Genomic DNA, 24,257 nt, shown 5'->3' with positions numbered 1-24,257 from the left:
GTGCGCGAGACAGCAACAGTTAGTAACGGCAGTAAGAGAAAAGCTAAATCTAGCTGAGTAGCAGGAGTTATCTGCTTGTGTTCGAGGTTACTAGCATAGAATAACCTGTGATCTATTATTTAGAAGTGCATTGACCAGATTTGAGTTTATAGTAGATGGTCCACCAGTATCACAACAGAATCGTGACCGAGGCAAGGGTAATCGGCGTGAAGCTTGGCAAAACACAGTGAAACAAGAGGCTAAAAAATACTGGTCTTCGGAACAAAAAATAGCTACTGGGTGGGTTATGCTCCAGATAACCTATTTCTATGATTCTGATCAAATGGATGTAGACAATATAGTGAAGCCTATTCAAGATGCAATGAAAGGAATAGCCTACGTCGATGATAAGCAAGTAAGCGATCTCTTAGTTAGAAAGAGGAATTTGTTAGACTTGAGAAAAAAAGACACGACCTCGATATTGGCTGAAGGCTTTGCCCGTGGCAAGGAGTTCTTACATATTGTTGTAATTGATGCTCCTAACCAGGAGGTAAGTACTTGATGGCAACTTCAACCGCAAACTTAGAAAGAGAGCGATTGCTGAAACTATCAGAAGAGTATCGTGAAAAGGGTTACGAAGTTTTTTTTCATCCAAATCCAGAAGACTTGCCTGAATTCCTTAATAACTATCGCCCCGACATGATAGTACGTCGGGGAGAAGAAAATGTAGTTATTGAAGTCAAGTCACGCTCCTCACTTACCTCTTCTTCTAATCAATATTTAGTTAATTTAGCTCAAGCGGTAGAAAAACATCCTGGTTGGAGATTTGAATTAGTAATGACCAACCCGGAGGATATAATGTATTCTCTGAAAGCAGAGGGTTCTCTTCAAGAAGATGAAATAGAATCACAGTTGCAAGTAGCAAGGCAACTTACAACGCAACATCCAGAATCAGCTATTCTATATTCTTGGTCTTTGGTAGAAGCAACTTTGAGACTTATTGCCGAAAAAGAAGAGCTAAGTTTAGAAAGATTTGATCCACTCTACTTAGTAAAGCAATTAGCAATTGAAGGTGTAATTTCAAAATCTGAGTATCAGTTACTAATGAATGCACTCTTATTACGTAATGCGATCGCTCATGGTTTCAAAACTACACAACTTACGCAAAATTCTGTATATGAATTGATCGAGCTTACAGAGCAGCTCTTGAGAACTCTACACACTGGCGATGAATAGGGAGTGGTAAACTCCCTACTTCCTTCCTATGCTTCGATAACTACCCGGAGGTTGCCTCGTTTTTTCGCAACGCGACAAGCAGTGGTAGTACCAGAACGCTCGAATTCTAAATCGAGGATGGTGGGGCCAACTCGTAGATTATGAAATGACAGGCGATTAATCGATTCTGGCAAAGCGGGGTCGATTATTCGCAAGCAGTTATTTTGAGCATCAGGCACCAAGTTGACCATCATTTGTAGTAATTGGAAAATACTGCCCGTAGCCCAAGCTTGGGGAGTGCAGGCAACTGGATACTGGACGGGGGCATTATCACCGTTACGTTCGTAGCCGCAGAAAAGTTCTGGAGGACGTTGATAGGGCTGTTGACTAGTCATATCGAATAAACCTTGGAAAATTTCCAGGGCTTGATCGATGAGTCCGAGCGATCGCAATCCCATTGCAATCAGAGCGTTATCATGAGGCCAAACTGAACCAATATGATAGCCCATCGGATTATAAGCGGGTGACAAACTACTCAAGGTACGAATGCCCCAACCATTAAACATATCTGGTGCGCGCAACCGTTCTGCTACACTATAAGCTTTCTCGTGGGTGAAGAGTCCCAAATTCAGACAATGACCGGGATTTGAGGTAATACTGTCTACTGGCTTGCCATCTCCATCCAAAGCTAAAGCGCAGAAATCCTGGTCTTCCACCCAAAAATCTCGATTAAAACGAACCTTGAGACTTCTAGCCTCTTCTAGCCAACGATCTGCTAAATCAAGGCGTTTCTTCATCCTAGCTATTTCTGCTAGGCGCATTTTTGCAGCATAGACATAAGCTTGCACTTCACAGAGGGCGATTGGGCCGTTGGCTAATTCTCCCTTGTGGTCTACGATACAGTCACCAGAATCTTTCCAACCTTGGTTAACAAGACCGCGTTTGGATTTACGGAAGTAACTGAGGTAGCTGGTTTGTTTGGAATTGCGATCGATCCACTCCATTGCTGCTAGAGCATTTGGCCAAAGTTGCTCTAGGAGTTCTTGATCGTGAGTCCAAGCATAATGTTCGGCATAGAGCATCAGCCACAGGGGAGTGGCATCAATTGTACCGTAGTAGGGTGTATGGGGAATTTCTTGACAACGAGCCATTTCTCCTAAACGTAACTCGTGCAAAATCTTACCCGGTTCTTCTTCGCGCCATTCGTCGTCAATTTTACCTTGATATGTCGCCAGTAGGATCAGGGTTTCCTTGGCGATTTGCGAGTTTAACATTAGGGTTTGGGAAGCTGTAATCAGCGAATCTCGACCAAATAGTGTTGAAAACCACGGCACTCCGGCGGAAACAGTCTTATACTTCCCAAAAGATTGGCGCAACAAATACATATCTTGTTCAGCGCGCTCAATTACTCGATTGAAGGTACTCTTATCTGAGCTAATGCGTGTAATTTGCTGTACCCAGTTTTGCTCCTCCATCAACTCAGCAGCTTTCGCCTGTCCTAAAGTAATGGCGGCGCTTACAGTTGAACTGGACTGGTTGTTTTTAAACATATTCACTCGGTAGCCCAGCTTTTGAGTTTCGTGAGAAGCTAACTCTAGCTGCCAAACCGCAGTGTAACCTTTGAAATAGTCTGGTTGCCGATGCTGGAATAAAATACGAGATTCCATAACTGAGCCATCTAGACCTTGATAGGCGAGTGTTATGGATTCTTCCCTAGAGGCGTGTGGATCTTTAGGTACAGGCGAAACGCCATCGACCAAAGAAAATGTTCCTTCTTCAGCCGTTGGTTCCAGGCGTAAAAGCCTACCTCGTTTTTCTCTGTCATAACCCCGGACTTCAAATAAATCAACAAAATCAGCATCAAAGCTGATGCTTAGTTCAAAACTGATGGTTGTTGTGCTGTAGTTGGATATTTCTATTTCTTCAAATAGCGCCCCATTCAGCACCATTTCCCGGCGAATTCCTACAGTGTCGCCTTTCAAGCGATCGTCGATTTTGGGGTTGGTACACAAAACTGAGAGTGAAAACCCTTTCTCAGCGGTACTACTGAGGAGTACAGGCGATCGCCCTTCAATTTGCAACTCCAAGCGATTCAGAAATCTTGTATCACAACAAAACAGTCCCATACTGGGATTGCCATCGTTGAGGGAACAACCAGAAATGTTCCCGATAGTATCTGTCACAAAAAATAAATCATCATCTTTAACCGTCAGTGTCGGTTGTGGTCTTTCACTCACAACACAAGGCCACTCCGGGATCGGTAATTGTTCAGCAGGAATAAAAGTTTTTCCATCTAGGAAAATTTTTTCCGGGGTCATTAGCGTATCCGGTGTCATTAGCCAAAGTTCCGTGTACAGGTCTATATTTTTCTGGTCTTCCCAGTAGAGGCCTCTGACCCTCATAACTTCTGGGAAAAAGGCACTCTCTAAAACTCGTTTGAGCCATTCGAGCCAAAGTAATCTTTACATACTGCTGACAAAATAGCAGCGTTCAAATCTATATAAGTAAATCTTGATAAATTTATATTTTAGTAAGTCTAAAGTCAAGACTGAAAACTAAGCATTTGGAGATAATTCATTAGTCATTGAACTTTCAGAGATATAAGGTATATAGAGTACTCAGCAAAAATGCAAAATTCACAGCTTTTGTTGGACACATTTTGTTCCCTACTATTATACGATTTTGTCTTAAATATCTTTGGTATTTAATTAGACAAATTTATTATAATTGATTGATTAATTGTAATCACTAATTATGGATTAGATTGTTTGAATGTAGCAGTAATGATTCTTGGGTAAAAAAATTTCTTTAGTTAGCATAAATTAACGTAGGCAAACTAGGCAATGTCTACGATGGTGACTGAACTTGTACTGAGCGTTGTCGTTGGCGCCGCCTTTCGTAGAGAAGTGCGGGCTATGCCAACGTGTGGACTATCAATCAATAAACAGTGGTTTTTATTGAACACAACAGTTAAAACCATACAATAGTTAGTATTCTAGTACGTAGTTCAGAAAGATTTTACCTGTGCCAGTATATGGCAAAGTTGGTCAAGAATGTATATTAGGCATAGTAGCCTATTTATTGAAACACCATAATATTAATCAATGGATAAAGACTTGGGTGAAGAACAAAGCGGTCTCGGCAAATGGCTACGCCACATCTATGTCTACAGCCCGCCAGGGTGCGAAAGACGAATGCATTACCGCTGTTGCTCTATTTGCTACTCAAGGCTTTTAAATTTGTAAATGACAGTACACACCTCCTCCTAATTGGTAACAAAGTGTTGCGTTTGCCTTGGCGGAAAGTGCTTCTGATCATTCTTTACATATCGCAACTGTCTATTTAACTTAAGACTCCGTTGGAATTTGTACAATGCAGCTGTGACGTGGATCTGATCGAGATTGAGCGTTAAACAATAATTCATGAGCATTTCGACTTCTGTGCTGAGTGATCTGCTAAAGTCCCTACCGTACTTGCGGCCCCAGCTATATTTTAAGGCTTCACTAACGGCGCTCTCCCACGCGATGGAAGATCAAGTTTTGGCTGCGACTTTAGCCCAACCCCTGATAATTGCTAGTTTCCAGCGAGAGCGATTCTATCGCCAAGAAGCTCATCGCTACCAGCGACTTGCTTTGCGGAGTAATCAAATATACGTATTATCTGCTCCAGAAACAGATTTTACCAACAGATCGGAAGAATACGAAAAGGTCGCTTTTGAAACAGAGGATGCTTTAAGTCACGAGTGGCATTTGGTTGTGATTGCTGATAATTATGCGACTTGTCTGGTTTGTCGGGAAAACCTTGGCTCTATTGCTAAAAACAAGCAACTACCGGAACTAAGTCCTAGTCTGGATATGGACACAGCCCGAAGATTTGAGGGAGTTTGGACATCGGAAAGGGGAGTTAGCCTGAAAGCAGCCGAATTGCTATTAGATAGAATTTTGGTTTACAGACCAGAACTGGCAAGTAAAATTGAGGAGGCACGCCAGAGGTTTGGCGTCGGGGAGCCGAGAATCTACTCTGGAGCAGAACAGGTTAATGAATATGCTTGTGATATTGACACAGATCCGTTTGTGCAGCGCTTATTAACTTATTTGCAAGCTAGTCAGTACAAATTGCACAAAGCCTATCGTTCAATTGCTGCTCAGGCACGAAAAGAACGATTAGTTAACTCTATTAGTACTGCCATTAGGCGATCGCTTGATCCTCACGAAGTTCTCCAGGTAGCGGCACAAGAATTAGGACAACACCTAGAAGCTTGTCGCTGTCTAATTTACCGCGCTCAAGCCGCAGATAGCCAAGCCATAATTGAACACGAGTTTTTGACTCCTGGCATTGTATCAGTTCGTGGGCAAACCTGGGAGTTAGAGAAAAATTTTCTATTTCGGGACATAGTGGAACAAGGGGAAGGGATTTGTGTAAGCGATACGCTGAGTGACCCTCGCGTTGCTAATTCGCCAGGACTTTCCTTAATTGCCAAAAAGTTTGCCATTCGTTCCTGGCTGATGGAACCAGTGTTCTCTCAGGGGCGATTATTAGGCATTGTGGAGTTACATTATTGCCGGATGCCACCGCACGAGTGCCAACCTGGGGAATTGGATCTGGTAAAAGCGATCGCCACCCAAGTAGGAGCAGCTCTCATTCAAGCGGAAGCTTACGCCAACCTAGAAGAACTTAACCAGCAGCTAGAAGCCCTAGACCGCACCCGCAGCAACCTCATAGCGATAACTGGACACGAACTTCGTACCCCCCTATCCACTATTCAAGTGTGCTTGGAAAGCCTCGCTAGTGAACCGGATATGCCTTTGGAGTTGCAGCAGTTAATGCTCAACACTGCTCTTTCCGACTCAGAGCGGCTACGAAAACTAGTACAAGATTTCTTGACGCTTTCTAACTTGGAAAGTGGCCGAGTGCAATGGCATCCAGAATCACTCACCTTACAAGAGTGTGTGGATTTAGCACTCAGCCAAAATCGCACACGTTCCTTAACGGAAAAGCCGCCCAAAATCAAAACTCAAATTGCCCAAAATTTACCTTTAGTTAGAGCTGACGGTGATTGGTTGGTAGAAGTACTGGCAAAACTCCTAGACAATGCTTGTAAATTTACGCCACCCGAAGGAGAAATCACCATTAAAGCGATTCACAACAACGATCAAATGGTCGAGGTGACTGTGGCTGACACTGGACGCGGCATTGAACCAAATCTTTTAGAAGTAGTTTTTGACCGCTTCTATCAAGAAGAGGGAGCGCTGCGCCGCACTACTGGCGGTACTGGACTTGGTTTAGCAATTTGCCGTCAAATTGTTAATGGTTGGAGTGGTGAAATTTGGGCAGAGTCAATTGGCAAAGACCAGGGTAGTCAGTTTCACTTCACTATACCTACTGTTCAAGTTAGTAGACAGGAAAAGCGGACAAAAGTCAAGAGTAAATAGGTATTTAGTCATTGGGCATTGGGCATTAGGCATGGGGCATTGGTTTTTAACAAATGACAAAGGATAAATGACTAAAAACTGTTACAGTCTATAACGCGATCGCAATATGATCCTGGTTGCGGTGTTAGGATTCCTTAAAAACGTTGAGAGAATACTTTAAATGGCAGAAACACTCTCTGGACAAACACCGCTATTTGCTGGCAGCACTGGTGGGTTGCTCAGTAAAGCACAAACTGAAGAAAAGTACGCAATCACTTGGACTAGCCCAAAGGAACAAGTATTTGAATTGCCTACAGCTGGCGCTGCTACTATGCGGGCAGGTGAAAACCTACTGTATATAGCTCGTAAAGAATATGGCATTGCTTTGGGCGGTCAAAAACTCCGGAAACTCAAAATTACAGATTATAAAATCTACCGGATTTTACCCAACGGTGAAACTACTTTAATTCACCCAGCTGACGGCGTATTCCCTGAAAAGGTGAATGAAGGTCGTGGGAAAGTGGGTTATGTCCCACACAGCATTGGGGAAAACCCCAGTCCAGCACAACTCAAGTTCAGTGGTAAAGCTACCCACGAAGTATAGGGACTAAAGACTGGGGACTGGGGATTGGGAACTGGGGAATATAAACTAAATTCTTCCCCATGCCCAATGCCCCATGCCCAATGCCCAATGCCCCATGCCCTAAACTATTTATGGTATTCCCAGATTTCTCAGAATTTTCTCGCCTAGCTCTCCAAGGCAACTTCGTTCCGATATATCAAGAATGGGTGGCAGATTTAGATACGCCAGTATCTGCTTGGTATAAAGTCTGTGCAGGTCAGCCCTATAGTTTTTTGTTGGAATCAATAGAAGGCGGGGAAAAACTGGGACGCTATAGTTTAGTCGGTTGTGATCCTTTGTGGGTTTTGGAAGCAAGGGGCGATAAGCCCCAAGGGCATGCGCCTGCGGCGTACCGCACAACCCAGAAAAACCGCGATGGTTCGCAAGTCGTTTTTGCAGGCGACCCTTTTACAGCTTTAGCCGAATGTTTAGCACCTTTTCAGCCAGTCAAGCTACCACAGCTACCGCCAGGGATTGGCGGTTTGTTTGGGTTTTGGGGCTATGAATTAATTCGCTGGATTGAGCCGCGCGTGCCAATTTATCCACCAGATGAGCGAAATATCCCTGATGGCTTGTGGATGCAAGTAGACCACTTATTGATTTTTGACCAAGTAAAGCGGAAAATTTGGGCGATCGCTTATGCTGATTTACGTGATCCGAAAGTAGATTTAAAAGCAGCATATCAACAAGCAGGCGATCGCGTCACTCAAATGCTCGAAAAGCTATCTCTACCTTTATCACCGCAAAAAACCCGATTGGAATGGAAACCGCCTGGAAGTCGTGTATCTGGCGAAGCAGAGGAATACACCAGTAACTTTACCCGCCCCGATTTTTGTGCCAGTGTCCAAAAGGCCAAAGATTACATTAAAGCAGGCGATATTTTTCAAGTAGTGATTTCCCAGCGACTATCAACAGCATACACAGGCGATCCATTTGCACTTTACCGCTCTCTACGTCAGATAAATCCTTCGCCTTACATGGCTTACTTTAATTTCCAAGATTGGCAAATTATCGGTTCTAGTCCTGAAGTGATGGTGAAAGCCGAAACAGATCCATCTGGTGGAATAGTAGCAACGGTACGGCCAATTGCTGGGACTCGTCCACGGGGTAAAACTACCCAAGAAGATGCAGCATTAGCTCAAGATTTACTCCAAGACCCCAAGGAAATTGCCGAACATATAATGCTTGTAGACTTAGGGCGGAATGATTTGGGGCGGGTTTGTCAAAGTGGTAGCGTCAAAGTTGATGAATTAATGGTAGTTGAGCGTTACTCCCATGTAATGCACATTGTCAGCAATGTTGTGGGTAAATTAGCGCTTGGTAAAACAGCATGGGATTTACTGAAAGCTAGCTTTCCAGCAGGTACAGTCAGTGGCGCACCCAAGATTAGGGCAATGGAAATTATCCACGAGTTAGAGTCTAGTCGTCGGGGAGTTTATTCTGGTGTATATGGATATTACGATTTTGAAGGACAATTAAATACTGCGATCGCAATTCGGACAATGGTAGTGCATGATAATACAGTGAACGTGCAAGCTGGTGCCGGTTTAGTGGCTGATTCTGAGCCAGAGAAAGAATACGAAGAGACGTTAAATAAAGCTAGAGGTTTATTAGAGGCGATTCGTTGTTTGCATTGAATATGCCCTCAAATTAAAGTCTGGGGCTACCTAAACAAAGCCTACTAAAGCTGGCTGCTGAGAGGTTGTTTGAAAAGTCCTATTGTAGGTAGCAAAACGTTCTAGATCCCCCTAAATCCACGCCACGTGCTTCAAGTCGGCAGAGCCGCCCAACGCAGTGGCTCCCCTTAAAAAGGGGGACTTTGATTCCGGTTCCCCCCTTTTTTAAGGGGGGTTAGGGGGGATCGATATTTGTCCTAAACATCGCAACATTTTTACTAAAATTGCAACATTTGTCCTCAACATCGCAATATTTTTACTAAAATTGCGATATTTGTCCTAAACATCGCAACATTTGTCCTCAACATCGCAGCATTTGTCTTAAACATCGCAACATTTTTACAAAAATTGCGATATTTGTCCTCAACATCGCAATATTCAGATAAAAAAGATGTGGTTCATTTACCTGAAAATAGCTGTAAGAAGATAAAGCCCATATTTGCGCTGATGTCAAGCGAGAATACAGCACCCGGCAAAAGTTATGCTTTATTAACATCCACAATCTTCAGTCCAAGTCAGTATCCTGTAAAAATTCCAGAATCGCTGCATTCAGCACCTCAAAAGCCCCAGTTGAGGCATCATGATAGCAGTTAGACAAAATTTGTAATTTGGAATTGGGGATATAGTGATGCAATTTTTCACCATGACTAGTAGGAAACCAACTATCTTGTTCACCCCACAAAACTAGTGTAGGACACTTAATCGCACTCAGATTAGTTTGAATTTTGGTGAGCATATTTGGCTTATTTGCTTGCCAATTCTCAATTTCTTGCGCGGCTATTTGTAATTCTTCGGCAACTTTTGCGATCGTACCAGGCAACTCAATAAACGGGTAAGTTATCCAATAGATATCTTCTGGTGTCAGAATTGACGGATCAAATAGTACCCTACGTCTTTCTATGGCCATAATTTCTCTAAATAGAGGTGCAAACAGATATGCCAGACGCAAAGAATCAATTGTTTGCATTATATCTAAGGGCATTTTGGCAAGTAACCACATAGCCCAATGAGGTAGACGTTCGGTAAAAATCGGTGCATTGACTACTACTAGCCGCCCGATTAAATGGGGATTTTCTTGAGCAATGGCCAGGGCAACTAATGCCCCCAGAGATTCAGCCACAACCACTACAGGCTCATCACATAATGCCTGAATAATTCTTTGAAATTCAATAACTTGATGACCCTTATCTTCCCGACGAGACAATGGTTTTTCGGAAAAACCATAACCTTTGGCATCAAAACAAATTACCCGGAAATGTTTAGATAATGGTGCTATGCTGTTGCGCCAATTGTAGCTCCAACTACCCATGCCATGTAATAAAATTAGTGGTTTACCTGTACCTTTTTCGCCATAAGCAATTTGTACAGGATAACCTTTTGCATCACTAATAATTAGACTTTGCCGCCCTTTGGGAAAAGTAACTTGCCACCAATCTTTCATTCCATTATCAACAAACAATTTAACCACCAGTTAAGACGTTCCATAGCATTCTAATTAGGATTACGGGTAATGCTACTAAAACAATGGAGATCAACAACAATCCAGCCAAAACGGCAAAGATAAACCATCCGTCTGCACTCTTTTGCTGGCTGGGAAACTTTAAATAGTCTTCCAATAGCTTGATATTATTAGTGTTAGCTGTCCAGGCAAAATCAAAAAAGTCTCCTAAAATGGGCACAGCGCCTACCAAGCTATCGATGATTACATTCAAAACCATTTTCCCCAAGGTGGCTTTAGATACACCCAACCGCGCTGCTTCTAAGATGATGTAGCTAGAAAACATGACTCCCAAAAAATCACCGCCAATAGGTATAAGTCCTAAAATTGGATCTAGACCAATACCAATCTGTGTGCCGGGAATAGTGATAGCATTATCTAGTAGCCGACTGAACTGACGCAGACGCTTCAAGGTAGATGCTTTGGCATCAGGTTCAATCATCGAAAATCGAGGCGGAGAATTAGGCATGAAGGCGATCGCTCACTTTGGATTGAATTGTTAGATATTCTACTCCCCCTACTGAGATTTATCAAAAGTTTTCTCAGGGATTTACTAATTAACATTTTTAGTTAGATTACGCTGTGCTTTGAAGCGCATATCTTCGCCGACAGTCACGTTTAACTGATCGCCAATTAACAAAACAGCAGCGCTCATTGACAGCCAAAGCATTAAAACTATCACAGCCCCTACAGCACCATATACTTTATTATAATTCCCAAAATTCGCCACATAAAGCCGAAATAGAGCAGACAATATTGCCCAGAAAACAGCTGCTAAAATTGCTCCGGGCATCATTGGCGTACCTGGGTTCCACTGGCTTGGGCCATAGCGATAGACAAAGCTAAAGGCGACAGCAACAATACTTAAAGCTAAAGGCCAGCGCAACAGCTGCCAAAGATGCAACAAAAAAAGTAAAGAATCATTTCCGCGCACCACTATTCCCAAAAGTAAATCGCTGGTAAATACTAAAAAAGAAGCTAACACCAAAAGCAGCATAGTACCGACTGTTAATCCCAAAGAGACGAGTTTGGCTTTCCAAAAGGGGCGTATCTTCTCTGGAGGAATTTGATGGATTTGATCTAAGGCTGTCATCGCAGTACCCACCGCCCCAGAAGCAGTCCAAATTGCTAATACAAAGCTTAAAGAAAACAAACTACTGTTTTTGGAGTTGGTAATTTCTGTGGTGGCAAAATCACGAATCAGAACCAAGGCTTGTTCGGGTAAAACTTGACTTAATTGCACCGCCAGTTGTTTAAAGGTAGCTTGTAAAGATTCTGCTAATAAGCCGATGGCTGTGAGGACAGCAAGAATCGCTGGAAACAACGATAGTATGGCATTGAAGGCAATTTCCGAAGCCAGTCCCAAAAGCCGTCTTTCGGTTGTCCTGGCGAAAGTTTTTTTGAGCGTGCGCCAATTCAGGTGACGAAAGAAACGGATAAAACGAGGCTTAAACATAACTATAGTAAGTCAAAATCCCATAGAGAAAAACCCAGTATTAGCAAAGTTTTTGGCTTTTCCCGATCTATCGAATTAAAGTGATTCTACCGTAAGTTTGAAGATTGCACTTCGTTGAACTATGTAGCCAAATTGTGATCACCGTAGTATGGTTGCTGCCAAAAGTCCAACAGCAGGTGTGGATTTCGTGCAGATTAGCTGTTTATACCACCAACTGAAGTTTTTGAACAGGAGGGAGACAAGGGAGACAAAGAAGATAATTCTTGTAGAGACGCGATTAATCGCGTCTCTACTCCTTGATTCTTAACGCAGGGATTCAAGAATTACTGCTGTTGTAATTAAACACAACAAAATAAATCCCAGTGGCAGCAAAAACTGTTGTAAAACGTACAACAATATGGGTATGATTTGTAAGATACCCAAACCACTGGATAATACGTAGGCGATCGCAATCCCAAACAGCACGAACAAGAAATATTTCAGGGACTTAGAGGCAAAACGGAATAGAAGCGTATCCTGATTTGTGTCCATAATTTTACTCACGAAAGTAGCTGAATTTTGAGCAGTGAATATTCTTTTTTATTCCCCATTGCTCTTTCAAAAATTAGGCTATGGGAAATCTTATCCCGTTTGAACAGTATTAGTTTTACAGGTGGATATTTGCCTGATTCGATGAATTATTCAAAGACTGTTGTTGCCTTTGGGGATTATTTTGCTTTTCATAGTTAATCAACAGTTGAAATGCAATAAACAAGCTCAATAACAACAGTAAAAATGAGCTTAAACCAGACGGATATCTATTTATTTCTCGCTCAACACCACATTTGAGACAAACATATCTATTAGGATTACGTGTATCTTGGGCAAAGGGGCACTGATTTTGATTGCAATCATGATGACAATCTTTGTCTAACATCATTGAACCTCCTGTATGGTGAAGACTTACATACTTAGTCGGAAATATGCTCTACAGAATCTAGTTAGTTAATACCTACTGCCTGTTTAGTAAACACCACTTTCATGAGTCATTAATATGGGAGAGTAACAAGTAATATCTGTGATTTACTAAGCTTGCAGTAGTAGCGCTGGTAAAATTTCTCCTCAAACACCTTTTCTTGGCGCTTAACTTAACTTCGCTTGTATTAATTACAAGAATAGTACACTTTATAATCCTTTGCAGTACGATAAAGTAAGTTTCCTACCGAGTAGGAAAAAGTATTTTGTAGTATGACAAGTAGGAAGAAGTAGTAAAAATATGGTTATAATCAAGTAAAAAGGATACATCAAGTTAACAAATGGGTGCAGAAGAAGCCTTAGAGTTTGTAGATAACTTGGTTTTTCTCAAGAAGAGAGAACACTTAGATAAAATTCAAAGGATTATTTTGCGTAATTTGTGGGAAGATGGAAAACGGACTTACCACGATATCGCCAATAGTCGTGGTTATACAGAAGCGCATTTAAAAGCAGTTGGTGCAGGACTTTGGCATCTATTATCAGATGTGCTAGGGGAGAAAGTCTCAAAATCAACCTTCCAAGGCGTGGTTCAGGGATTTTGGACAACTCAACAGTCGCAAAAAATTTCCCATATTCCAGATTTAGCAACTAATGGCGCTAAACTCCAAGATTTAGATTCTAACTTTGTTGGGCGCGATCGCCAAATAGCCGAACTCCACACCCTCGTAAGTGGGGGAGCAAAAGTTATTCTGATCCAGGGTGAAGGCGGTGTTGGTAAAACTACCTTAGCACGTAAGTATTTTAAAACTCAAAAGTTTAATTTTGTTCTAGAACTGTGGATGGCCACAGAAATCCAAAATATTACTCCAGTAGAGAGTGTGGTTGAGGAGTGGCTGAGGCGAGATTTTAACGAAGAACCAGGGCGCGACTTTGGTATCAACTTAGAACGATTACGCCGGAAACTGCGACAGCAAACTCCCAAAATTGGAGTATTTATCGACAATTTAGAAACTGCTCTCGATAAAAATGGCAAGTTTCTGGAATATCGTCGTCCTTATGTTGAGCTATTAAGAGTATTAGCAGATCCAGATGTGCATTCAGTTACTTTAGTAACAAGTCGTGAGCGTTTACGTGAGTCTAGTGTAGAGCTTTATCTCTACCCACTAGAAGGTTTAGATGATGAAGCGTGGCGACAGTTTTTCAGCCGCCGCTATATCAATTGTGATTCTACTATTCTCAGTGAAATGTGCAGAGCTTATGGAGGTAATGCCAAAGCGATGCAAATTCTCAGAGGAGCAATATTGACAGATTTTCACGGTGATATATATGCGTATTGGCAGGAAAACTGTACAGATTTATTAATAGAAAGAGAGTTAAAAGATTTAGTCGCTAGTCAATTTAGTCGTCTCCGAGAACATGACTTAGAAGCCTACCATTTACTGTGTCGTTTAGGATGCTATCGTTATCAAGATATTTCTTCCATACCAGTTGAGGGAGTTTTATGCTTGCTTTGGGATGTTCCAGAACAACAATATCGACGTGTAATTAAAGCTCTGCAAGATTTATCTTTGATAGAAGCAAAAAAAGGACAGTACTGGTTGCATCCGGTAATTCGTGATGAAGCGATTAGTAGGTTAAGGTTAGTCGGTGAAGAATGGGAATTAGTCAACCGAAAAGCCGCACAATTTTGGACACAACAGGTTAAAGTAGTCAAAAATATCACAGATGCCTTAACCGCTTTAGAAGCTTATTATCACTATGTAGAAATTAGTGATTTTGAGCAAGCTGGTGATGTAATTTTACAAGGACGAGGTGAACAGTGGAGTGTAGGGTTGCCTTTGGGTTGCTCGTTTTATCAACTAGGACTACTACAGAAAAATTTCTCTGTAATCAAGCGAATAATAGATAATATAAAATCGCAAGAAAGACTAATTAATCTTTACAATATACTTGGATATACATATCGAATCATCGGGTGTATTAGAGAAGCTATAGAGTGCTATGAGAAATCAGAAAAAGTATTAGACAATTTAGATGTTAAGCAAACAAAAATCTCTATTTTATTTAATACAGGGCTTTGCAAGCTCGAATTATGGGAAATGAGAGCAGCCGAAGATTGCTTTAATTCTGTTTGTAGCCTTGTTGAGCAAAATACTAATCTTGATGATTACATAGCTTATGCTCAATGCTGTCTAGCTTTAATTCAATCATGTTCTGGTAGCAGAGAAGATGCTTTTCATATTGCTGAGGAAGCTTATTTTGCAATATCATCATCAAATAGAGTGACTTTATGGGGAATAGGGCATAGCTTAGTACAGCTTTGTTTGACTTATAAAAATTTAGGTAATCTTAAAAAATCATTTGAGTTATGCCAAAGAGCTATATTTCATTCTGAAGAAAACAACTTTACCCAGATTAAGGCTAAAGCTATAAGTTGTCTGGCTGTGCTTTATCGAGAAGAGGAAGAGTTTGCCAGGGCGGTTTTTCATCATTTAGAAGCAATAGAAATCCTTGATAAAATAGGTGCTAAGTCAGACTTAGCTGAAGGTTATTATCAAAGAGCATTGACTTATCAAAGAATGGGTGAAATCAACATGAGTATGGAAAGTTTTGTGCAAGCGATCGCACTTTTTAACGAAATGCAAGCACCCAGGCAAGTTGAGAAAGTCCAAACAGCAATGAAATATTTTGAAACATAAGCGATACTATTCGATTTTTTGATTTTGACCTGTTATCTATGTTCTCGAATTACCTGGCTAAAATCATTAACTGCATCATACTGATCAGCCATGCGTGAATACTGCGCCAGCAATTCTATATCTAAGTCTGGAAAAAAAGAACTTTGGGACACTTTTTCATATTCCTCATCTCGCAAACAATATACCGAAAGTAGTCCATCTTCCCAAAACCAAACTTCTGGAACCTTCAGACGTTTGTATATCTCCAACTTATTAATGCCGCCACTGGTGACAATAATTTCAATAATCAAATCTGGAATCGGTTTTTTAGTGCCAAAGTTATAAGACTCATCTGGTTCTCGTCGTGTACCATCTTTGCGTTTGCCGAGTGTAGCACTTCCCCTAACGTAGAAGCGAATTTTCTTTTCTCTCAGGTATGCCTCCAACAAACGACTTGTAGTACTTTTAGCATCTTCATGGTCATCGGAAAGTGGAGACATAATTTCTAAAATTCCATCTAAATAACTTAGTCGGGCACCTGTACCTTCTAGGTCTATATCTAGCTTTTCTAATTGATCCCAACTGACATCATACAGCAGAACATAGGAAGTCTTTGGACTGACAGATTTGGTGATGACTGGGGAATTCATGGGGCGATCGCTCCTGAAGAGGTCTGTTGTCTCCATAATATAGGTATTACTATAATATTCCTATATATAAGAATAGTAATTTTAGGCAGAATAAAGCGATCGCTCCTAGAGAGGTTTTATATCGCTAACACTTGAAGACTTGAGATTTGCAGTTTTGTGAATAGTCCCATAGACAGCGCATCGGTATAACTATTTGACTCCAAAAGTCATGCAAAATAGCTGAGATTATTAATAAATTAAACTAAACTGTATAGAAGCACAGGGTGAAATTATGACAACTCCAACCGCAGAAGAAATCAGATTACAAGAAGCCTTTCATCACAAAGCACATTGGCGTAGATGGGGGCCATATCTGAGCGATCGCCAATGGGGAACGGTACGGGAAGACTACAGTCCCAATGGTACAGCCTGGGACTATTTCACCCATGATCAGGCTCGTTCTCGCGCCTACCGTTGGGGTGAAGATGGAATTTTGGGAATTTCTGATAATCATCAGCGGCTTTGTTTTGCGATCGCTCTTTGGAATGGTGAAGATTCTATTCTCAAAGAAAGAATTTTTGGTCTAACTGGTAGTGAAGGTAATCACGGAGAAGATGTAAAAGAATATTATTTTTATTTAGATAGCACTCCCACACATTCATATATGAAAGCCCTGTATAAATATCCTCAAACAGCCTTTCCCTACTCCCAATTAGTTGCAGAGAATCAACGCCGAAATCGTCAAGAGCCAGAATTTGAACTACTAGATACAGGTGTATTTGATAACAATCGCTACTTTGATGTTTTTGTAGAATATGCCAAGCATTCTGCTGAAGATGTTCTCATCCAAATCAAAGTAGTTAATCGAGGCACAGAAGCAAAAACATTGCACCTGTTACCTACCCTTTGGTTTCGCAATACTTGGTCTTGGAATGAAGAGACAGATAAACCTACTTTAATAGAGATCAAATCAGGTAATAGCTTCAATATCATTGAAGCATCTCACCCAACTTTAGGAAACAAGTGGCTGTATTGTCAGCAAGCAACAGAGATACTCTTTACAGAAAACGAGACAAATCATCAGCGATTATTTGGCTCTCCTAATACCTCAGCTTATGTGAAAGATGGCATTAATGACTACATTATACATGGTCAAAAATCAGCAATAAATCCTGATAAAATTGGGACAAAAGCATCTGCTGATTATGTATTAACAGTTGGCGCAGGTGAAACTCAAACTATCAAATTGCGACTCAGTGATACACCCAACTTAGTTGAGCCATTGGGCAAAGAATTTGAGGTAACTTTTAGTCAGCGACAACAAGAAGCTGATGAATTTTATCAACGTATTACTCCATATGTTCTTAATGAAGATATGCGGAATGTGCAGCGTCAAGCATTTGCTGGGATGCTGTGGAGTAAGCAATTTTATAATTATATTGTAGAGGATTGGTTGAAAGGCGATCGCAACACACCAACACCCTCACCAGAACGGCAAAATGGTAGAAATCAAGAGTGGTTCCATCTTTATAATGAAGATATTCTCTCTATGCCCGATAAGTGGGAATATCCCTGGTTTGCTGCTTGGGATCTAGCATTCCATACCATTCCTTTAGCAATGATTGACCCGGATTTTGCTAAGTACCAATTGGATGTTCTCACACGGGAATGGTATATGCATCCAAATGGGCAAATTCCCGCCTATGAATGGGCATTTGGTGATGTTAATCCCCCGGTTCATGCTTGGGCAACTTGGCGCATTTATAAGATTGAACAAAAGATGTATGGGCGAACAGACCAACAGTTTTTAGAGCGGGTTTTTCAAAAGCTCATGCTCAATTTTACTTGGTGGGTGAATCGTAAGGATGCTAAGGGTAATAATGTCTTTCAAGGGGGATTTTTAGGGTTAGATAATATTGGTGTATTTGACCGCAGTACAACCCTTCCCACCGGCGGACATATTGACCAATCTGATGGTACCAGTGGGATGGGGATGTATTGTTTAAATATGTTGACGATCGCTCTAGAATTAGCTAAGAGCAATTCTGTTTATGAAGACATTGCCTCCAAATTTTTTGAGCATTTTCTTTACATAGCTGATGCTATGAATAAAATTGGTGAAATGGAAGCCAGTTTATGGAATGAATCAGATGGATTTTACTACGATGTGCTGCGTTTAACTGAACAGCAGATTACTTTAAAAGTCCGGTCAATAGTGGGATTAATTCCCCTATTTGCGATTCTAAGTATTGAACCAGAAATGTTAAAAGTGCTTCCTGGTTTTAAAAAGCGATTGGAATGGTTTATCCAAAACCGTCCTGACTTACGGCAAAATGTAGCTTGTATGGAAACAAAAGGAATTGGTGCTAGAAGATTATTAGCAATTGTTTCACGGGATAAATTAAGAAGTATTCTCCAAAAAATGCTGGATGAAAATGAGTTTTTTAGCCCCTATGGTATTCGCGCACTTTCAAGATTTCATGCCGAACATCCCTATATTTTTGATGTCAATGGTTCGCAATTTCGTGTAGATTATGAACCTGCTGAATCTAGTAGTGATTTGTTTGGTGGTAATTCTAATTGGCGAGGGCCTATTTGGTTTCCGGTGAATTTCTTATTAATTGAATCTCTGCAAAAATTTCATTATTACCTGGGCGATGACTTCAAAGTGGAATGTCCCACAGGTTCTGGTAAGATGATGACCCTTTGGGAAGTTGCATCAGAATTATCTCAAAGGTTAACTAGAATTTTCTTACAAAACGCCTCTGGTCAACGTCCTGTTTATGGTGGAATACAGAAGTTTCAAAATGACCCGCACTGGCAAAATTTAATTTTATTCCATGAGTATTTTCATGGTGATAATGGAGCCGGAATTGGTGCTAGTCATCAAACTGGATGGACAGGTTTGGTTGCTCAACTCATTCAGCAATTTGGTGAATGTGAAGTACAATCTCAGGAACCAGACATTGAGCCGGATAAAAAGGCGATCGCTGTAGCATAAATTGCCCCAATTACTACTTTCATCACAGTATAACAATCCTATTGCTTGAAGATGAATTCAAATGCAATTTAGAGTAAATACATCATGAAAATTGATTTCAAGCTAGCAGAAAATATTGATATTGAAGCACTTCTCATTTTAATCCAAGAACTGTATGAATTAGACGGTTGTATCGTTTTTAATGCCGTAGTTGCTCGTAATGCTCTGATTCAACTGCTGAATGATGAATCAATGGGTCAGGTCTGGTTGATTAAGTGTCAGAGTAAAGCAATTGGTTATGTGGTTCTCACATTAGGCTATAGCCTAGAATACGGAGGGCGTGATGCTTTCATTGATGAACTCTACATCCAGGCTAATTACCAAAGACAAGGCATAGGTAAGCAAACAATTAACTTTCTTGAGGAGGTTTGCACCTCTCTCAATGTTCAGGTATTACATCTCGAAGTTGAGCGGAAAAATACTTCTGCCCAAAGTTTTTATCGCCGAGTTGGGTTTGAAGATCATAATCGCTATCTGATGACAAAATGGCTAAACAAACCTTAACTTGATCTATTAAATTAATGAGTAGCGATCGCCTCAAATGCCTATTTTCCTTAAACCATAATCCCAAGACTGAGGGAGACTCTTGGGCAATCATGTCTGCGTTCACTAACAAGCTAACCTTGATACAAGACTATGGCACAACGACATTTCTACCAGTCCTAATTTTTGCAACACAACCTATCTAATATGAACATTTGAGGACTTTACCATCTAATCCGCTAGTTTATCCGTAATTTGGCTGAACATCAAAGAAGTAAAACTCAAGTAGGAGTCCTATATAAATATAAGTACGTTAATTATGGAACAAAATGCGACAAGAAATGTCAACTATTTCTTAGTTTGTGGACTGGGCCATTTAGGGCAGTATTGTGTATCTGTCCTGAAAGAATTTGGTGCAAATGTAAATGCTATTGAAGTCGAAAACATTCAAAAATGGGAAATTACTGACATATCCGACTTAGTAGATAAACTTGTGATTGGTGACTGTCGCCAACCCAAGGTATTAGAACAAGCCGGGATTCGTCGTTGTCAGGCAATTTTGATTGTCACCAGTGATGAGCGGGTGAATATTGCGGCAGCATTTGCGGCGCGATCGCTTAATCCCAATATCCGCCTAGTCATCCGGTCAGCGCAAGAAAATCTCAATGAATTACTGAGTAAAAAATTAAGGAATTTTGTAGCCTTTGAAGCTACTCAGTTATCTGCCAGAAGTTTTGCGATCGCAGCTTTAAGCAGTGAAACTAGGGGCTTTTTCACTTTAGAAAATCATTTAGTGCGTGTGGTTAGAATACCCATAGATGTTTCCCATCCTTGGAGCCATTATCACCGACTTCACGACATCAATAATTCCCACCGCCGAGTTCTTTTCCATGCCAAAGCAGGGAAACCCCTACCAAAAATATTCTACCAATGGGAACCCGATGCTCAAGTGTTGCTAGGAGATACCATCGCCTATATTGAAGTCAGACAAAACCTTATCCCTCCATCAGCACGATCTGTCAAAAGTATCAAGCAATTCTGGCAGGCGATTGTTACTACCCTAACAGTGCAGAATCTCCGAAACAGACTAACTCAGTTTTGGAAAGAAAACAGCCAAACCCAGCGTGTAGCTATAGTTTGCAGCATTTTTATGGTGGGATTATTCTTATGTGGGACGGTACTATACAAGCTACAATATCCCAAAATCACCTTACAGGATGCCATCAATGTTTCCCTAGTTCTAAGCCTTGGTGGCTACGACAACCTGTTTGGACAATTAAAACTGCCCTTTGCCGTTCCTTGGTGGTTGCATCTCTTCAGTATCAGCTTGACTGTGGCGGGTACGGTTTTTGTCGGTATTCTCTATGCCATTATGACTGAACGTATCCTAGCTGCCAGATTTCAATTTTCCAAGGGTCGTCCCCCTGTGCCCAAAGCAGATCATACAGTCATAATTGGTTTGGGGAGAGTCGGTCGGCGAGTTGCACAGCTATTGCAAGAACTTAAGCAACCGTTAGTGGGAGTTCATGCCACTGACTTGGAACCAGGAGTATTACCCCAAATGCCGCTAATTGTCGGAAATATCACCAATGCTCTCAATAAAGTCAATATAACCACCGCTAAAAGCGTCATTGTTGTGACTGATGATGAGGTAGCAAACTTAGAAATTGCCTTGAGAACCCACGCTGCTAACCCCACAGCCAGTTTGGCTATCCGCACCTTTGATCCGCGTTTTGGCGAGAATGTCGCGCAACTGCTGCCCTATGCTAAGTTTATGGACGTTTATGGACTTGCGGCTGAAGCATTCGTGGCAGCAGCATTTGGGGAAAACATCCTCAATTTATTTCGTTTAAATAACCAAACCATACTCGTAACTGAATATCAAATTGAAGCCGAAGATACTCTTAACGGACGATTACTAGCAGATATTGCTTACGGCTACGGATTAGTACCAATTTTACACGTTAAAGCTACCGATCAAACGGCAAAGTTTATGCCCTCTGATGATATCAAGCTGAGAGTAGGCGATCGCTTAGTGGTTTTAGGAACAATTGAAGGATTGCAACGAGTAGAACGAGGAAGCATTCCAGTCGGTCAATGGTTAGTGCGAGTAGAGAAAGCATTATCAGCAGAAGCAGCTTTTGAAGGAGCAAACGTCATCTTGCGGGTGTGTGGTTGTGATATGCAGCTAGCAAGAACTCTGATGAAGCAACTACCCGAAACTCTCCAATATCCCCTCTACAAACACCAAGCCCAGCGCTTGGTAAGTGAATTAAGTAAATCTCAAGTTTTAGCTCATATAATTCGTACTGTTTAGGCTGTTTATTGATACAAGTTTAGTGTAGACGTAGCCCATCGTAGCTAAGGTTGAATCTGGAAAACTAAACCTTGGTTACACGCCTAAGTAGGGTGCTAAGGCTAAAGTTTTCGTCAGATCAGTAAGGAGAAAGCGATCGCACAGGTTAAGCAGTTCTGCCTCAGTCTGCGTCAGTCGCATCAGCCGCAGGAAATGACCTTCAGTGTCAACACTTAGGGCAATGTAGTTGAGGAACATTTTCAGGTAGCCGACGCGCGCTCGCACTGGCATAGTTGCTGCTGTGGGGGTTTGCCATAAACGATCAATATAGTTGCGTACCTCTACTAAAGGAACGGGCGTAATCGGCTCAAAGCGCAAAGCCTGGCGAATTTGATTAAAAACCCAAGGATTGCCGATCGCCCAGCGTCCCACCATCACACCCGCCGCGCCCGTTTGAGAAAGTACTTCCAGGGCAGTTTTCGCCGAGTGGATATTGCCATTGGCCAGCACTGGACAATCAACCCGTCTGACCGCTTGGGCGATCAAATCATATTTTACTGCCCCGTGGTACATATCTTTCACCGTGCGACCATGCAAACTCAGCAAATCGATGCTGTGGCGATTGATCATATCTAGAATTTCGTAAAAGGTATCTGTATTTGCAAAGCCTACGCGCATCTTGACGGTCAAAGGTCGATCGTTTACTGCCTGCCGTAGTTCTCCTAAAATCCGATCCACTTTTTCTGGTGAGAGTAGCAATCCACCCCCAACATTTTTGCGATAGATTCTGGGTGCTGGACAGCCCATGTTTAAGTCAACTCCAGCGATATTATAGTTGCAGAGTTCCTTTGCTGTTCTTACTAAGTCGGGGATGCTTTCGCCAATCATTTGAGCAAAAACGGGGCGACCTGTGTCGTTTTCGGTGATTGCTGCCAGAATGCTCCGATTGAGCCGTGAGGTATCATTCACCCGGAAATACTCGGTAAAGAAGTAGTCAGGACTGCCGTAGTGGGCAATGACCTTCATAAACCAGAGGTTTGTCACATCCTGCATGGGCGCAAGAGCGGTGAGGGGGAGGTCTTTCTGGAGCGATTGGGGGAGCGATACCTGAGACATAGAGATTCCAGCGCTCGACAAAACATTACTGTAACGCTCTTCCATGACTCTGGTCAAAGAAAAATCTCAGCCAACTTTTAAATAAGTGTTATCAAGGCGTAAATTATCGGGCGTTGCTTCAGATTTAGATTTTGCGATCGGCTGGATAACGAATCTAGCAAAATCATGCGGATGTTTGACGTAGAGTTTGGGGAATTGGCAACACAGAAAATAGACTTATTATCCAGGGGATTTACAAATAAAAACGCTCAAAATTTTCTTATGCGATAGGTGTCAAGGCAAGCGCAAAGCGAGTATTTAACGGGCAAGGATGTCCCTTCTACAAGATAATTACTAGAAGGTAATTAATTTTGGGAATTTATTAGTGGTGAATAAACTGGGTTTATTGGAGTTAGTCTTTGATGCAGACAACTTGTTTAAGCATCACTATTAGTTCGGCTAATTCAGGTAAATTAGATATTGTTACATTAATAGCTTCATGATTATTCCATGTTGAATCGCCAACAATTATAAAAATCACTTCATCAGGATATTGGAGCTTGAACTGTTTTAGCTTTTCCTGAAAATAACTGAGAGTAATGTTGTAAGAATTTTTGATCTCAAACCAGTAACCATTAACCCAAAAGTCAGGTGTAAACGTAGTAACTTCGTTATTGATATTTAGTGTAAAAAATTGAGGTTCATACTTATAATATAAACCTTGATGTATGAGCCATAGTGCAAATATATGCTCGTATGAACTACGTACATAATGTCCAATATCTTTCCTAAAACCACCTTTACCAAATCCGACTTTAGGACTTAATTTCAATTTTCCACTAGCAAAACCATCTTTACGTCGTTTTGATAATAATATACGATGTTCAGGCGATATAATTCGACCTCTACGTTGTTGACTAAACTTAGCTCTAGTTTCTTTTGTATGTTTGTAACCTAGATGACCTAGACTGTTTTGCTTAGATATGAACTTAGCTTTTTCGACTCCATAAAACTCAATATTAGATTTACCTTTTCTAAGAGGGTGTTTTAAAAGTTTTAGGAGGTCAAAAATTAAGCCAGTCGCCTTAGAGGATGTTTGAAAAGTCCTTTTGTCGGTAGCAAAACGTTCTAGATCCCTCTAAATCCCCCGATAAATTGGGGGACTTTGATTCCGGTTCCCCACTTTTTAAGGGGGTTAGGGGGGATCAATAAGTGCTTAAAATCA

At 41.3% G+C, this 24,257-nt stretch carries 19 protein-coding genes; 10 read left to right on the top strand and 9 right to left on the bottom strand.

Features of this window, described 5'->3' with window-relative positions; all coding sequences use genetic code 11:
- Positions 1 to 130: 130 nt before the first annotated feature.
- Positions 131 to 541 carry a RusA family crossover junction endodeoxyribonuclease gene (locus ACEW80_RS21730; RefSeq protein WP_373528584.1) on the top strand — a complete coding sequence of 137 codons (411 nt, stop codon included), beginning with the start codon at positions 131 to 133 and terminating at the stop codon, positions 539 to 541.
- The gene (locus ACEW80_RS21725; protein WP_373528583.1) at positions 541 to 1,215 is read left to right on the top strand and encodes a hypothetical protein; all 675 of its coding nucleotides are present in this window, start codon (positions 541 to 543) and stop codon (positions 1,213 to 1,215) included. Before ACEW80_RS21730 ends, ACEW80_RS21725 begins: the two co-directional genes overlap by 1 nt.
- A 26-nt stretch (positions 1,216 to 1,241) precedes the next feature.
- Here the strand turns inward: ACEW80_RS21725 and ACEW80_RS21720 are convergent, their stop codons facing one another.
- Positions 1,242 to 3,530 (bottom strand): glycogen debranching N-terminal domain-containing protein, encoded by a 2,289-nt coding sequence (locus ACEW80_RS21720; protein WP_373528611.1) that lies wholly within the window; start codon positions 3,528 to 3,530, stop codon positions 1,242 to 1,244.
- A 688-nt stretch (positions 3,531 to 4,218) separates the two neighbouring features.
- Between ACEW80_RS21720 and ACEW80_RS21715 the strand changes: the two genes are divergently transcribed.
- From ACEW80_RS21715 to trpE, 4 genes are all read left to right on the top strand, one after another.
- The gene (locus ACEW80_RS21715) at positions 4,219 to 4,431 is read left to right on the top strand and encodes a hypothetical protein (RefSeq protein ID WP_373528582.1); all 213 of its coding nucleotides are present in this window, start codon (positions 4,219 to 4,221) and stop codon (positions 4,429 to 4,431) included.
- A gap of 185 nt (positions 4,432 to 4,616) precedes the next feature.
- Positions 4,617 to 6,626 carry a DICT sensory domain-containing protein gene (locus ACEW80_RS21710; RefSeq protein WP_373528581.1) on the top strand — a complete coding sequence of 670 codons (2,010 nt, stop codon included), beginning with the start codon at positions 4,617 to 4,619 and terminating at the stop codon, positions 6,624 to 6,626.
- Positions 6,627 to 6,786: 160 nt separating this feature from the next.
- The gene (locus ACEW80_RS21705; RefSeq protein WP_373528580.1) at positions 6,787 to 7,209 is read left to right on the top strand and encodes a photosystem I reaction center subunit II PsaD; all 423 of its coding nucleotides are present in this window, start codon (positions 6,787 to 6,789) and stop codon (positions 7,207 to 7,209) included.
- 110 nt (positions 7,210 to 7,319) lie between these two features.
- Entirely contained in the window at positions 7,320 to 8,864 is a 1,545-nt protein-coding gene (gene trpE, locus ACEW80_RS21700; RefSeq protein ID WP_373528610.1) for an anthranilate synthase component I, read from the top strand.
- A 544-nt stretch (positions 8,865 to 9,408) separates the two neighbouring features.
- On the opposite strand, the gene ACEW80_RS21695 is transcribed toward trpE, so the two are convergent.
- From ACEW80_RS21695 to ACEW80_RS21675, 5 genes are all read right to left on the bottom strand, one after another.
- Positions 9,409 to 10,344, bottom strand: coding sequence for an alpha/beta fold hydrolase (locus ACEW80_RS21695; protein ID WP_373528579.1), 936 nt, complete (start codon positions 10,342 to 10,344; stop codon positions 9,409 to 9,411).
- 19 nt (positions 10,345 to 10,363) lie between these two features.
- The gene (locus ACEW80_RS21690; protein WP_373528578.1) at positions 10,364 to 10,870 is read right to left on the bottom strand and encodes a DUF4112 domain-containing protein; all 507 of its coding nucleotides are present in this window, start codon (positions 10,868 to 10,870) and stop codon (positions 10,364 to 10,366) included.
- Positions 10,871 to 10,954: 84 nt separating this feature from the next.
- On the bottom strand, positions 10,955 to 11,857 hold the full coding sequence (locus ACEW80_RS21685; protein WP_373528577.1) for a YihY/virulence factor BrkB family protein: 903 nt from the start codon (positions 11,855 to 11,857) through the stop codon (positions 10,955 to 10,957).
- A 303-nt stretch (positions 11,858 to 12,160) separates the two neighbouring features.
- The gene (locus tag ACEW80_RS21680) at positions 12,161 to 12,388 is read right to left on the bottom strand and encodes a hypothetical protein (RefSeq protein ID WP_373528576.1); all 228 of its coding nucleotides are present in this window, start codon (positions 12,386 to 12,388) and stop codon (positions 12,161 to 12,163) included.
- Between the two features lie 115 nt (positions 12,389 to 12,503).
- The gene (locus ACEW80_RS21675; protein WP_373528575.1) at positions 12,504 to 12,776 is read right to left on the bottom strand and encodes a hypothetical protein; all 273 of its coding nucleotides are present in this window, start codon (positions 12,774 to 12,776) and stop codon (positions 12,504 to 12,506) included.
- Positions 12,777 to 13,152: 376 nt separating this feature from the next.
- Between ACEW80_RS21675 and ACEW80_RS21670 the strand changes: the two genes are divergently transcribed.
- Positions 13,153 to 15,510, top strand: a complete 2,358-nt coding sequence (locus ACEW80_RS21670; protein WP_373528574.1) for an AAA family ATPase — start codon at positions 13,153 to 13,155, stop codon at positions 15,508 to 15,510.
- 32 nt (positions 15,511 to 15,542) lie between these two features.
- Here the strand turns inward: ACEW80_RS21670 and ACEW80_RS21665 are convergent, their stop codons facing one another.
- Complete coding sequence (locus ACEW80_RS21665; protein ID WP_373528573.1) at positions 15,543 to 16,175, bottom strand: Uma2 family endonuclease; 633 nt, start codon at positions 16,173 to 16,175, stop codon at positions 15,543 to 15,545.
- Positions 16,176 to 16,410: 235 nt separating this feature from the next.
- Here ACEW80_RS21665 and ACEW80_RS21660 point away from each other — a divergent pair, with 235 nt between their 5' ends.
- The 3 genes from ACEW80_RS21660 (at position 16,411) to ACEW80_RS21650 (ending at position 21,958) form a co-directional block, all read left to right on the top strand.
- The gene (locus ACEW80_RS21660; protein ID WP_373528572.1) at positions 16,411 to 19,119 is read left to right on the top strand and encodes a glucosidase; all 2,709 of its coding nucleotides are present in this window, start codon (positions 16,411 to 16,413) and stop codon (positions 19,117 to 19,119) included.
- A gap of 84 nt (positions 19,120 to 19,203) precedes the next feature.
- A complete protein-coding gene (locus ACEW80_RS21655; RefSeq protein ID WP_373528571.1) occupies positions 19,204 to 19,662 on the top strand; it encodes a GNAT family N-acetyltransferase in 459 nt (152 codons plus the stop codon).
- 298 nt (positions 19,663 to 19,960) lie between these two features.
- The gene (locus ACEW80_RS21650; RefSeq protein WP_373528570.1) at positions 19,961 to 21,958 is read left to right on the top strand and encodes a TrkA family potassium uptake protein; all 1,998 of its coding nucleotides are present in this window, start codon (positions 19,961 to 19,963) and stop codon (positions 21,956 to 21,958) included.
- Positions 21,959 to 22,033: 75 nt separating this feature from the next.
- On the opposite strand, the gene ACEW80_RS21645 is transcribed toward ACEW80_RS21650, so the two are convergent.
- Together ACEW80_RS21645 and ACEW80_RS21640 are read right to left on the bottom strand one after the other, a co-directional pair.
- Positions 22,034 to 23,053 carry a tRNA-dihydrouridine synthase family protein gene (locus ACEW80_RS21645; protein WP_373528609.1) on the bottom strand — a complete coding sequence of 340 codons (1,020 nt, stop codon included), beginning with the start codon at positions 23,051 to 23,053 and terminating at the stop codon, positions 22,034 to 22,036.
- Between the two features lie 391 nt (positions 23,054 to 23,444).
- Positions 23,445 to 23,864 carry a hypothetical protein gene (locus tag ACEW80_RS21640; protein WP_373528569.1) on the bottom strand — a complete coding sequence of 140 codons (420 nt, stop codon included), beginning with the start codon at positions 23,862 to 23,864 and terminating at the stop codon, positions 23,445 to 23,447.
- Positions 23,865 to 24,257: the final 393 nt, after the last annotated feature.

Source organism: Nostoc sp., assembly GCF_041747015.1.
Taxonomy (GTDB): Bacteria; Cyanobacteriota; Cyanobacteriia; order Cyanobacteriales; family Nostocaceae; genus Nostoc.
Note: the sequence above shows the minus strand (reverse complement) of the source record. Positions and strands in the feature narration are given on the sequence as shown.